This is a genomic window from Pseudomonas sp. S2_C03, assembly GCF_054668405.1.
In genome coordinates, this window is sequence record NZ_CP162766.1 from 4,486,893 (window position 1) to 4,499,823 (window position 12,931).

Annotated in this window: 10 protein-coding genes; 5 read left to right on the plus strand and 5 right to left on the minus strand. The window is 60.5% G+C overall.

The features are described 5' to 3' along the window. The first annotated feature begins 8 nt into the window (after positions 1 to 8). Both pta and AB4N64_RS20825 read left to right on the plus strand, forming a co-directional pair. A complete protein-coding gene (gene pta, locus AB4N64_RS20820) occupies positions 9 to 2,108 on the plus strand; it encodes a phosphate acetyltransferase (RefSeq protein ID WP_460118046.1) in 2,100 nt (699 codons plus the stop codon). Continuing rightward, positions 2,109 to 3,011 (plus strand): acyltransferase, encoded by a 903-nt coding sequence (locus AB4N64_RS20825; RefSeq protein WP_460118049.1) that lies wholly within the window; start codon positions 2,109 to 2,111, stop codon positions 3,009 to 3,011. It abuts the gene before it with no gap. A 203-nt stretch (positions 3,012 to 3,214) separates the two neighbouring features. On the opposite strand, the gene cysN is transcribed toward AB4N64_RS20825, so the two are convergent. The 4 genes from cysN to AB4N64_RS20845 form a co-directional block, all read right to left on the minus strand. Further along, positions 3,215 to 5,113 carry a sulfate adenylyltransferase subunit CysN gene (gene cysN, locus AB4N64_RS20830; RefSeq protein ID WP_460118052.1) on the minus strand — a complete coding sequence of 633 codons (1,899 nt, stop codon included), beginning with the start codon at positions 5,111 to 5,113 and terminating at the stop codon, positions 3,215 to 3,217. Positions 5,114 to 5,166: 53 nt separating this feature from the next. Next, positions 5,167 to 5,508 carry a four helix bundle protein gene (locus AB4N64_RS20835; protein ID WP_460118055.1) on the minus strand — a complete coding sequence of 114 codons (342 nt, stop codon included), beginning with the start codon at positions 5,506 to 5,508 and terminating at the stop codon, positions 5,167 to 5,169. 104 nt (positions 5,509 to 5,612) lie between these two features. Next, positions 5,613 to 6,530, minus strand: a complete 918-nt coding sequence (gene cysD, locus AB4N64_RS20840) for a sulfate adenylyltransferase subunit CysD (protein ID WP_093226702.1) — start codon at positions 6,528 to 6,530, stop codon at positions 5,613 to 5,615. 279 nt (positions 6,531 to 6,809) lie between these two features. Further along, on the minus strand, positions 6,810 to 7,568 hold the full coding sequence (locus tag AB4N64_RS20845; RefSeq protein ID WP_460118058.1) for a Nif3-like dinuclear metal center hexameric protein: 759 nt from the start codon (positions 7,566 to 7,568) through the stop codon (positions 6,810 to 6,812). 102 nt (positions 7,569 to 7,670) lie between these two features. Here AB4N64_RS20845 and algW point away from each other — a divergent pair, with 102 nt between their 5' ends. The 3 genes from algW (at position 7,671) to AB4N64_RS20860 (ending at position 11,756) form a co-directional block, all read left to right on the plus strand. Then, positions 7,671 to 8,831 carry a Do family serine endopeptidase AlgW gene (gene algW, locus AB4N64_RS20850; protein ID WP_460118061.1) on the plus strand — a complete coding sequence of 387 codons (1,161 nt, stop codon included), beginning with the start codon at positions 7,671 to 7,673 and terminating at the stop codon, positions 8,829 to 8,831. Between the two features lie 87 nt (positions 8,832 to 8,918). Further along, complete coding sequence (locus AB4N64_RS20855) at positions 8,919 to 11,024, plus strand: TonB-dependent siderophore receptor (protein WP_460118064.1); 2,106 nt, start codon at positions 8,919 to 8,921, stop codon at positions 11,022 to 11,024. 12 nt (positions 11,025 to 11,036) lie between these two features. Further along, positions 11,037 to 11,756, plus strand: a complete 720-nt coding sequence (locus tag AB4N64_RS20860) for a DUF4198 domain-containing protein (RefSeq protein ID WP_460118067.1) — start codon at positions 11,037 to 11,039, stop codon at positions 11,754 to 11,756. A gap of 122 nt (positions 11,757 to 11,878) precedes the next feature. Here AB4N64_RS20860 and hisC read toward each other — a convergent pair whose 3' ends face one another. Next, on the minus strand, positions 11,879 to 12,931 hold the full coding sequence (gene hisC / locus AB4N64_RS20865) for a histidinol-phosphate transaminase (protein ID WP_460118070.1): 1,053 nt from the start codon (positions 12,929 to 12,931) through the stop codon (positions 11,879 to 11,881).

Consider the following 12,931-nt stretch of genomic DNA (forward strand, 5'->3'; position numbering starts at 1 on the left):
GAACTCGCATGCAAACTTTTTTTATTGCGCCCACCGACTTTGGCGTGGGCCTGACCTCCATCAGCCTCGGGCTGGTTCGTACCCTTGAGCGCGCCGGCCTCAAGGTCGGCTTTTTCAAACCGATCGCCCAACCCCATCCGGGGGATACCGGGCCTGAGCGCTCCACCGAGCTGGTGGCACGCACCCACGGTTTGAAACCGCCGCAACCCCTGGGCCTGGCCCATGTCGAGCGCATGCTGGGCGACGGGCAGCTCGATGAGTTGCTCGAGGAAATCATCACGCTGTACCAGCAGGCAGCCATCGGCAAGGACGTGCTGATCGTCGAAGGCATGGTGCCGACCCGCAGCGCCAGCTACGCTGCGCGGGTCAACCTGCACCTGGCCAAGAGCCTCGACGCCGAAGTGATCCTGGTCTCGGCACCGGAAAACGAAGTGCTGACCGAGCTCTCGGGCCGCGTGGAATTGCAGGCGCAGTTGTTCGGCGGCCCGAAGGATCCGAAAGTCCTCGGCGTAATCCTCAACAAGGTCAAGACCGATGAGAGCATGGAGGCCTTCGCCTCGCGCCTGAGGGAACATTCGCCGTTGCTGCGCAGCGGTGATTTCCGCCTGCTTGGCTGCATCCCGTACCAGCCGGAACTGAATGCGCCGCGCACCCGCGACGTCGCCGACCTGATGGGCGCGCAGATTCTCAATGCTGGCGATTACGAAACCCGGCGGATGACCAAAATCATCATCTGCGCACGCACCATGCGCAACACCGTGGAGCTGCTCAAGCCCGGCGTGTTGGTGGTGACCCCCGGTGATCGCGACGACATCATCCTTGCCGTCAGCCTCGCTGCCATTAACGGCGTGCCGTTGGCGGGCCTGCTCCTGACCAGCGACACCCTGCCCGACCCGCGCATCATGGAGCTGTGTCGCGGTGCCTTGCAGGCCGGCCTGCCCGTACTGTCGGTCAGCACCGGTTCCTACGACACAGCCAACCTGTTGAACGGCCTCAACAAGGAAATCCCGATCGACGACCGCGAACGTGCGGAAATCATCACCGATTTCGTCGCTGGCCATCTCGACGCCAACTGGCTGCACCAGCGGTGCGGCACTCCACGGGAAATGCGCCTGTCGCCGGCCGTGTTCCGTTATCAACTGATCCAACGCGCCCAGGGCGCCAACAAGCGCATCGTGCTGCCCGAAGGCAGCGAACCGCTGACCGTGCAGGCGGCGGCGATCTGTCAGGCGCGTGGAATCGCTCGCTGCGTGTTGCTGGCCAAACCTGCGGATGTCGAAGCCGTGGCTCGCGCGCAGGGCATCGAGCTGCCGCCGGGACTGGAGATTCTCGACCCGGACCTGATCCGCGATCGCTACGTCGAACCGATGGTGTCCCTGCGCAAGAGCAAAAGCCTCAACGCCCCGATGGCCGAACAGCAACTGGAAGATCCGGTGGTGATCGGCACCATGATGCTTGCGCTCGATGAAGTCGATGGGTTGGTGTCCGGGGTCATACACTCCACCGCCAATACCATCCGCCCGGCCCTGCAACTGATCAAGACTGCGCCGGGCTGCACCCTGGTGTCGTCGGTGTTCTTCATGCTGTTCCCCGAAGAAGTGTTGGTCTATGGCGACTGCGTGATGAACCCGCACCCGAGCGCCAGCGAGTTGGCCGAAATTGCCCTGCAAAGCGCGGACTCGGCAGCCGCCTTCGGTATTACCCCACGCGTGGCGATGATCAGCTACTCCAGCGGCGAATCGGCCACCGGCGAAGAGGTGGAGAAAGTGCGCGAGGCGACCCTGCTCGCCCACGAGCAACAGCATTCGCTGCTGATCGACGGCCCGTTGCAATACGACGCCGCCGCCAACGAGACCGTGGCCCGGCAACTGGCGCCGAACAGCCAGGTGGCCGGTCGTGCCACGGTGTTCGTGTTCCCCGACCTCAATACCGGCAACACCACGCACAAGGCGGTGCAACGCAGCGCCGACTGCGTCAGCCTCGGGCCGATGCTGCAAGGCCTGCGCAAACCGGTGAACGACCTGCCGCGCGGTGCGCAGGTTGACGACATCGTGTACACCATCGCCCTGACGGCGATCCAAGCCGCCAACCGACCTCTGGATGTTTAAATGCTGGACTTTCTCCCTGCACCGATACGCGGTGTGATTGCTTGTTTGTTGTTGGCTTTCAACACGATTGCGCTCTGCTCGTTTCTGTTCTGCGTGGCATTGATCAAAGTCTTGCCATTTGCCTTTACCCAGCGCCTGGCCGGTTGGCTGATGAGCCACACCCACGAAGCCTGGATCAGCCTGAACAAGGGCTGGATGAATCTGGTCCGTCGAACCCGCTGGCACGTCAGCGGCCTGCAGGGTCTCGACTACCAGCATTCATACCTGATCACCAGCAACCACCAGAGCTGGGTCGACATCCTGGTCCTGCAATACGTGCTCAACCGGCGTATCCAACCGCTGAAGTTCTTTCTCAAGCAGGAATTGATCTGGGTGCCGGTCATTGGCCTGGCGTGGTGGACGCTGGGCTTTCCGTTCATGAAACGCTACTCCAAGGCTTACCTGGAAAAGCACCCGGAAAAGAAAGGCAAGGACCTGGAAACCACCCGCAAAACGTGCGCGAAGTTTCGCAACAACCCAGTGGGGATTTTCAACTTCGTCGAGGGCACACGCTTCACCGAAGGCAAGCACGCCCAGCAGCAGTCGCCCTTCAAATACCTGCTCAAACCCAAGGCCGGTGGCATTGCGTTCGTGCTGGATGCCATGGGCGAACAACTGGAATCGATCGTTAACGTGACCATCCACTATCCGGGAGGGCGTCCGGGGTTCTGGGACCTGCTCAGTGGCAATGTGAAGGACGTGGTGGTGCACTTCCATGAGCTGAACATTCCACCGCAGTTCATCGGCAAGAACTACGACCAGGACGGCGAGTACCGTCTGCAATTCCAGGGCTGGATCAACCAGTTGTGGCAGGACAAGGATGCGTTGCTGGAACAGATGCATCGGGAGTATCCAGCCCAGTAATGGGTTGTCTGGTCTGGCGCCATCGCGGGCAAGCCCGCTCCTACAGGTTTTGTGTACACCGCTATACCCTGTGGGAGCGGGCTTGTCGAATCGTCGCACCGTCGCGATGAGGCCCGACCAGAAACAAAAAAGCCCGCAGACATTCACCTGTCCGCGGGCTTTTCCTTGCAGCTTGAAGCTGAAAGCTTGCCGCTGCCCCTGCCCTAGATCGCCCCGCGCTTGCGCAGCAGATCCAGCACTTGTTTGACGCTCTCTTCCAGCGACACGGACTGGGTGTCGATCACGAGATCAGCATCCAGCGGCACGTCGTACGGGAAGGACTCGCCCGGAATGTTATCCCCGGCTGCCGCGTACAGGCCTTGTGGGTCACGCTCTGCGCACACGGCTGGTGAGGCCTGGACGTAGACCGTCAGCAGGCGCTCCTTGCCGATCAGGTCCTTGGCCTGTTCGCGACCTTCGGCACTTGGTGCGACAAACGCCGCCAGGGTCAACAGGCCGGCTTCGTTGAACTGACGCGCTACATGCGCGGCACGGCGCCAGTTCTCGGTACGTCCGGCGCGATCCTGCGGCAGCCCTTTGTTCAGGTCATGACGCAGGTTCTGGCCATCGAGCACGAACACCGCACGACCGAGGTCGAACAGCTTGCGCTCAACCGCGTAGGCCAGGGTGCTCTTGCCGGCGCCCGACAGGCCGCTGAACAGCACGGTAGCGGGCTGCTGGCCGAAGCGCTGGGCACGTTCTTCGGTAGCCACGTGAGCCAGTTTGCCGTGGTGGGTGCTGGTGCCATGCGCCAAAGGTTGCGCGACGATCATGCCCGCGCCAACGGTGCCGTTGGTCAAGCGGTCGATGATGATGAACGCGCCGGTGGTGCGGTTGCTGTCGTAACCGTCGAGGGCAATCGGCGCGTCGAGCGCGATCTTGACCTTGCCGATTTCGTTCAGTTGCAGCGCGCTAGCCGGGCCTTCTTCCAGGGTGTTGACGTCGACCTTGTTGACGATGCTGGCGATGGAGCCCGGCACGTAACTGGTGGCACGCTTGATGTCGTATTTCTTGCCCGGCAGCATCGGCTCTTCAGCCATCCACACCAGCATCGCTTCGAAGCTGTCGGTCACTGGCGGAACGTTGTCGGCGTGCACCAACAGGTCGCCCCGGGAGATGTCGATTTCATCTTCCATGGTCAGCGTAACCGCCTGGCCTGGGCCCGCATGCTCCAGCTCACCCTCAAAGGTGACGATGGATTTCACGCGACTGCTCTTGCCTGATGGCAGCACCACCACTTCGTCGCCTTTCTTGACGATGCCGCTGGCCAGGGTGCCGGCAAATCCACGGAAGTTCAGGTTCGGACGGTTGACGTACTGCACCGGGAAACGCAGGTCGGTGAAGTTGCGATCGCCCGCCACTTCCACCGTCTCGAGAATTTCCATCAGCGACTGGCCGGTGTACCACGGCGAACGCTCGGACTTGTTCACCACGTTGTCGCCCTTGAGGGCCGACATCGGCACGAAGTGCAGGCTGGTCGGTTGCAGTTTCAGGCCTTCGGCGAACTTCAGGTAATCGGCCTTGATCGCCTCGAACACGTCCTGGTCGAACCCCTTGAGGTCCATCTTGTTGATGGCCACGACGATGTGCTTGATGCCCAGCAAGGAGGCAATGAAGCTGTGTCGGCGCGTCTGGGTCTGCACGCCGTAGCGGGCGTCAACCAGGATGATCGCCAGGTCACAGGTGGATGCACCGGTGGCCATGTTGCGGGTGTACTGCTCATGGCCCGGGGTGTCGGCAATGATGAACTTGCGCTTGGCCGTGGAGAAGTAGCGGTAGGCAACATCGATAGTGATGCCCTGCTCACGCTCGGCCTGCAAACCGTCAACCAGCAACGCCAGGTCGATGTCTTCGCCGGTGGTGCCGACTTTTTTCGAGTCGCGGGTGATCGCTTCCAGGTGATCTTCGTAGATCATCTTGGAGTCATGCAGCAGGCGCCCGATCAGGGTGCTCTTGCCGTCATCGACGTTACCGCAGGTCAAAAAGCGCAGCAGCTCTTTACGTTCGTGCTGGCCCAGGTAGGCGAGGATGTCCTCGCTGATCAAATCAGATTGATGGCTCATCGGGTTCAAGCTCCAAGCTGTAAGCTTCAAGCGGCAAGCTTGTCGGCGTACAGCTAGTCAGAAATTTTGTTGATCAAGCCGCAGAGCATCTTTGAGAGCTCACGGGTTTCTGTAATCCAGTTTTCAGCCAGCGGATGGGCGATGTAAGCAATGTCGCTGCCGATGAGAATCTGGGTTCGTAACTCTCCACAAGAAGCCTTCGCGATCCAAAGAAAACGTACCTTTTCTTTGGCGCTGCGACGCTCCATCCCCTCAGCAATGTTGGAGGGTACCGAAAGTGCTGAGCGGGTGATCTGGTCCTTGAATCCAAAATCCCCGCATTGGGCAAACTCTCGGTAGATCCCCACTGCCAGACACTTGCTTCTCTGCCAAACAACCAACTTCTCGAAGTCCATTACGAGTCACTCAATCGCGGCTCGCAACAACCGGCTGCAAGCACCAAACCGCGAAGTTACGCATACCGCCTTTAACTTGCAGCTTGCCGCTTGTAACTCGAAGCTTAAAAGTACCCTTGACGTTTTTTGTCTTCCATCGAGCCTGCGCCATCATGGTCGATGACACGGCCCTGGCGCTCGGAAGTTCGCGTCAGGAGCATTTCCTGAATGATGTCCGTCAGGCTTTCGGCCTCGGACTCCACCGCGCCCGTCAACGGGTAGCAGCCAAGGGTACGGAATCGCACTTTCTTTTTGACGATGCGTGCTTTGTCTTCATCGCTCAGGTGCTCGAGGATGCGCTCGTCGTCGATCATGATCAGGGTGCCGTTCTTCTCGATGACTTCACGCTCGGCGGCGAAGTAAAGCGGCACGATCGGGATCCCTTCGAGGTAGATGTACTGCCAGATGTCCAGCTCGGTCCAGTTCGACAACGGGAACACACGAATGGATTCGCCCTTGTTGACCTTGCCGTTGTAGACGTTCCACAGTTCCGGGCGCTGGTTTTTCGGGTCCCAGCGATGCTTGCTGTCGCGGAACGAGTAGACACGTTCCTTGGCGCGGGACTTCTCTTCATCGCGGCGCGCACCACCGAAAGCGGCGTCGAAACCGTGCTTGTCCAAAGCCTGTTTAAGGCCTTCGGTCTTCATGATGTCGGTGTGCTTGGCGCTGCCGTGGGTGAACGGGTTGATGTTCTGCGCCACGCCGTCCGGGTTGATGTGGGTGATCAGGTCCAGGCCCAGGTCCGCAACCATTTTGTCGCGGAAGGCGTACATCTCCTGGAATTTCCAGCGAGTGTCGACGTGCATCACCGGGAACGGCAGCTTGCCGGGGAAAAATGCCTTGCGTGCCAGGTGCAGCATCACGGCGGAGTCTTTGCCGATGGAGTACAGCATCACCGGGTTGTCGAACTCGGCGGCCACCTCGCGGATGATGTGGATGCTTTCCGCCTCCAGCTGTTTCAGATGCGTCAGTTTGTCGACCATGGCTACTCACGAAAACTTTTATGAACGGCCAGCGGGCCGTGTTCGAGCGAGGAATCCTAGCACACCGACCTCTTCTAATCAGGGCGCCCGCTAGATCGAAAGGGTATATGAATATACCCCTGCGTTTGGGCAGTAAGGACCGACTCCTGTAGGAGCGAGCATGCTCGCGATGGGGCCGGCACATCCAGCCTCATCAGCGTCTGACACACCGCCATCGCGAGCAAGCTCGCTCCTACAGGGGATCATTGCCTTCCTGATCTTCTGTGGGGGCGAGCAGGGTCAGATCGGATTCGGGCAATCGATGAAGATGTGCTCCAGGGCGAAGCGTCGGGCCAGGTAGTCGCCCAGCGCTTGCACGCCGTAGCGCTCGGTAGCGTGGTGGCCGGCGGCAATGAAGCTGATGCCGTTCTCCCGGGCGCTGTGGAAGGTCTGTTCCGAGGCCTCGCCACTGAGGTACAGGTCGACACCGGCCAGCACCGCCTGATCGATGTAGCCCTGACCGCCGCCGGTGCACCAACCCACCCGGCGAATCATCTCGCTGCCTTCGATCAGCAACGGTTCGCGCCCCATGACTTCCTGAACGCGGCGGGCAAAATCCCTGGCCGTCATGGGCTCATTGAGCGAGCCGACCAGCCCCACCACTTTCAGGTTGTCCGGATCGAGCGGACCTTCGACGGTGATGTCCAGCTGCCGCGCCAACTGCACGTTGTTGCCGACTTCCGGATGCAGGTCCAGGGGCAGGTGATAGGACAGAAGGCTGATGTCGTGCTTGAGCAGGGTTTTCAACCGACGCTGCTTCATGCCGGTGATGCACGGGTTCTCACCCTTCCAGAAATACCCGTGGTGCACCAGCACCAGGTCGGCCTGCGCTTCGACGGCGGCGTCCAGCAACGCCTGACTGGCGGTGACGCCACTGACGATACGCATGACCTGCGGGCGACCTTCGACCTGCAAGCCGTTGGGGCAATAATCGGCGATCCTGGCGCTGTTCAGGTAACGGTCGGCTTCTTCTACAAGTGTGCTCAGGGCGACGGCCATAAAAGACTCCTAAATATCCCGTTCAGAGGCGCGCGCGGCCTCGTATAATGCGCGACATTATCGGCGGTCTCATGCTGCCTGCAACCTCTCAGGACGTGCTTAATGCTCAAGGCGCTGCGTTTTTCCGGCTGGCCGCTGTTGGCCGGCGTGCTTATCGCTCTGTTGATTATCCAGCGTTACCCGGAGTGGGTCGGCCTTCCGAGTCTCGACGTCAACCTGCAGCAAGCCCCGCAAACCACCACAGTGCAACAAGGCCCGGTGTCCTACGCCGATGCGGTGACCATCGCGGCGCCCTCGGTGGTCAATCTGTACACCACCAAGGTGGTCAGCCGGCCAAACCATCCGTTGTTCGAAGATCCGCAGTTCCGTCGTTTTTTTGGTGACAACTCACCCAAGCAGAAGCGTATGGAGTCGAGCCTCGGCTCCGGCGTGATCATGAGCCCGGAAGGCTATCTGCTGACCAACAACCATGTGACCAGCGGCGCGGACCAGATTGTTGTCGCCCTAAAGGATGGCCGTGAAACCCTGGCCCGCGTCATCGGCAGCGACCCGGAAACCGACCTCGCGGTTCTCAAGATCGATTTGAAGAACCTGCCTTCGATCACCGTCGGCCGTTCCGACAACATTCGCATCGGTGACGTCGCGCTGGCCATCGGCAACCCGTTCGGCGTTGGCCAGACCGTGACCATGGGCATCATCAGCGCCACCGGCCGCAATCAGCTGGGCCTGAACAATTACGAAGACTTCATCCAGACCGATGCGGCGATCAACCCGGGCAACTCCGGCGGCGCACTGGTAGACGCCAATGGCAACCTGACCGGCATCAACACCGCGATCTTCTCCAAGTCCGGCGGCTCGCAAGGCATCGGCTTTGCGATCCCAGTGAAACTGGCGATGGAAGTGATGAAGTCGATCATCGAGCACGGCCAGGTGATCCGTGGCTGGCTCGGGATCGAGGTGCAGCCGCTGACTCAGGAGTTGGCGGAGTCGTTTGGCCTGTCGGGACGTCCGGGCATTGTGGTCGCGGGGATTTTCCGCGATGGCCCGGCACAGAAAGCGGGCCTGCAACTGGGTGACGTGATCCTGACCATCGATGGCGAGCCCGCGGGCGATGGCCGTCGTTCGATGAACCAGGTGGCGCGAATCAAGCCAACCGACAAGGTGACGATCCAGGTCATGCGCAATGGCAAGGAGCTCAAGCTCACGGCGGAAATCGGCTTGCGCCCACCACCGGCACCGGTGAAGGAAAAAGAAGAGAACTAAACCGGGCGCAGGAATCTTGCGCTACTGGAATACATTCTCATTAGACATGTTATATTGTTTCAATTCTCGCAATTGGAACAACATAACATGCCGTCTCGAAAAAGGGCCTCGCTGCTGGGCCTGACCCTTGGATTGCTGGCCGATCCTGCCTTCGCCGAAGACCCCCTGCGTCTGGAACTCGACGCCATCAGCATCAAGTCCGACTACGAATCCCCCACCGGGCCAGTCAAGGGATATCGTGCGACACGCTCGTCCAGCGCCACGAAAACCGACACTGCAATCGCTGACATCCCGCAGGCGATCAGCGTGGTGCCGGCAAGCGTGCTCAAGGATCTGGGCAGCAGCAACGTCGAGCGCGCTCTGGATTTCGCGGGTGGCGTATCGAAGCAGAACGATTTTGGTGGGTTGACGCTGTACGAATACAGCGTGCGCGGCTTCACGACATCAGAGTTTTACAAGGACGGTTTCAGCGCCAACCGCGGCTACCCGAGCACCCCGGACGTGGCCAACATCGAGCGCATCGAAGTGCTCAAGGGGCCGGCTGCCAGCCTGTATGGCCGGGGCGATCCAGGCGGCACGGTGAACATCGTCACCAAGAAGCCCCAGCCCGAAGCCTTCACCACCCTGCAAACCAGCGCCGGCAGTTGGGATCGCTATCGCACCGCACTGGACGTGAACACGCCGCTGGACGAACAGGGCAACGTGCTGTCGCGGGTCAACCTTGCCGTTGAAGACAACCACAGCTTTCGCGACCACGTCACCAGCAAGCGAGTGTTTGTCGCGCCCTCCTTCAGTTGGCAACTGAACCCGGACACGAACCTGTTGGTAGAAAGCGAATTCGTGCGCCACAGCTCGACGTTCGACCGTGGCATCGTCGCGCCAGGCAATCGCTGGAACGGTGTCTCGCGCTCGACCTTCCTGGGCGAACCCAACGATGGTGACATCGACAACCACAACACCATGCTTCAGGCCGCCCTCGAACATCACCTGAACGACCGTTGGAAGCTGCGCCTCGCCAGCCACTACAAGGAAGGCAAACTCTGGGGCAACGCCAGCGAGCAACGCGCACTGAACGCCGATGGCCACACGGTCAATCGCCGTTACCGCGAGCGCGACAACAACTGGCACGACAGCATCACCCAGCTCGAACTTCGGGGCCTGTTCGACCTCGGCAACTTGCAGCACGAACTGTTGATCGGCAGCGAATACGAGAACTACCGCAAGGACGAACGCGTCACCACCATCGCTGGGGGTGCCTACCCCATCGACATCTATCACCCGATCCATGGCCAACCGAAACCCAACGGTGCGCGTTCCGGGACGGATTTTTTAGAACACGTCCAAAGCCATGCACTGAACCTGCAGGACCAGATCATCTTCACCGACAAATTGCGCGGCATGCTCGGCGCGCGCTTCGAGCATTTCGACCAGCGCATCGACGACCACACCCGCGCGGCCACCAGCCGCCAGCACCATGACGCCCTGACCCAACGCGCCGGTTTGCTCTATCAGCTAACCCCGCAAACCGGCGTGTTCGCCAATGCCTCGACCTCGTTCAAACCGAACAATGGCCTGGACGCCAATGGCAAATCCTTCGACCCGGAGGAAGGTGTCGGCTACGAAGTCGGCATCAAGAATCAACTGTTCGACGACCGCCTGAGCAGCACCCTCGCCTTCTTCCACATCGACAAGGAAAACGTTCTTGCCCTCGACCCGGGCACCGACACCAGCCGCGCCATGGGCAAGGCCCGCAGCCAGGGTTTTGATTGGCAAGTGAGCGGGCAAGTGACCGACGCCATCCGTGTCATCGGCGCCTTCGCTTACATCGACGCGCAAGTCACTCAAGGCGACGCGGTGATCCCCGCCGGCAGCCGCATCCTCGGCGTGGCCAAACGCAGTGGCAGCCTGTTGGGCGTCTATGAATTCCAGGACGGCCGCCTGCGCGGCTCGGACGTTGGTGTGGCGTTCACCTATGTGGGGGATCGCTCGGGCGAGGCCGGCAGTGACTTCGAACTGCCCGCCTATCACACCGTCGACCTGCTGGCGCACTACAAGGCCAGCGACAACGTCACCGTCGGCCTGAACCTGAACAACCTTTTCGACGAGAAATACTTCGAGCGCTCGTACAGCAACTACTGGGTCAACCCCGGCGAGCCGCGCAATTTTACCCTCAGCCTCACACTCAACCTGTAAAAGGACGTCACCATGCTTGCTCTCAAATCCATCGCCGTGCTCGGCCTGTTTTTCGCCACCCAGGCTTCAGCCCACGGCCTGTGGACTGAACAACGTCGCGGCAACATCGAAGTGGTCTACGGCCACGGTGCCGAAGATAACGCCTTCAAGGCGCAGAAAATCAGCGGCGCCTGGGCGTATGACGCCGGCGGCAAGATGATCCCGGTGACGGTCCGGCGCCTGGTCGATCACGCACGCCTGCAACCGCTGAAACCACCGGCCGTTATGGCGATCGTCCTGGACAACGGCATGTGGTCACAGACGGCGGACAAAAAGTGGATCAACGAAGGACGCAGCAAGGTGCCGGGTGCGATTGAGGCCACGCACACCTTCAAGTACAGCCTGGCGATTTATCAGGCAGGCGCGAAGTTGCCGAAACTGGATCAGATCAAACTGCTGATTTTGCCGGAGGTCGATCCGCTGACCGTCGGACCCGGCAACCCGCTACCGGTCCGGGTTCTGGTGGATGGCCAACCGGCCGCCGGAGTGAAGTTGATCGGCGACTATCGCAACGCGCCGAACACCTTGAGCACCGAAACCGACAAGGACGGTCGCGCGCAGGTGGTGGTGCGTAACGAAGGGTTGAATGTGATTGCGGCGCAGGTGGAAGTGCCGGTTAAGGGCAGCCCAGATGTCAGCAGTCGAGGCTTGTTCAGTTCGCTGACGTTCCTGGGCGAACCCCATCACGAATAAACCAGCCTGCGATACCCCTGTAGGAGCGGGCTTGCCCGCGATGCGATTAATACTCCAACAATCATGTTGAATTGAAAATAGCTATCGCGAGCAAGCTCGCTCCTACAGGGTTTTCCAGCGTTCTATAGATCTCCAAGCCCCTCGATCAACGCCTGGTTCTGCTCCGGCGTGCCGATCGAGATCCGCAGGAACTGCGCAATCCGCTCCTGCTTGAAGTGCCGAACGATCACACCCTGCTCGCGCAACTTCGCCGCCAGGCCTGCCGCGTCATGTTGCGGGTGGCGGGCGAAGATGAAGTTGGCGGCCGACGGCAGCACCTCAAAACCCTTGGCTTGCAACTGCGCAGTCACCCATTCGCGACTTTCGATCACCTGGCGACAGGTCTTATCGAAGTACTCGCGATCCTCGAAGGCAGCAGCAGCGCCGACATTGGCCAGGCGATCCAGCGGGTAGGAGTTGAAGCTGTTCTTGATGCGCTCCAGCGCTTCGATCAGGTCCGGATGCCCCACCGCCAGGCCAACCCGCAGGCCGGCCAGGGAACGGGACTTGGACAGGGTTTGGGTCACCAGCAGGTTCGGGTAGCGGTCCACCAGGCTGATCGCGGTTTCGCCGCCGAAGTCGATGTAGGCCTCGTCGACCACGACCACCGAATCCGGGCTGGCCTTGAGGATCTGCTCAACCGCGTCCAGCGCCAGCAGACAACCGGTCGGCGCGTTCGGGTTGGGGAAGATGATCCCGCCATTCGGCTTGGCGTAGTCCGCCGGGTTGATCTGGAACTGCGCATCCAGCGGCACGGCATCGAAGGTGATGCCGTACAGCCCGGCGTACACCGGATAAAAGCTGTAGCTGATGTCCGGAAACAGCAGCGGTTTGTCGTGTTGCAGCAAGCCGTGGAAAACATGCGCCAGGACTTCATCGGAACCGTTGCCCAGGAACACCTGATTGCTCTTCACGCCGTAGTAGTTGGCCACGGCGTTTTTCAGCAGATCACTGTTCGGATCCGGGTACAGGCGCAGGTTGTCGTTCAGCTCGGTCTGCATCGCCGCCAAGGCTTTTGGCGAAGGACCGTAAGGGTTTTCGTTGGTGTTGAGCTTCACCAGTTTAGCCAGTTTCGGCTGCTCGCCCGGCACATAAGGCACGAGGTTCTTGACGAACGGGCTCCAGAATTTACTCAT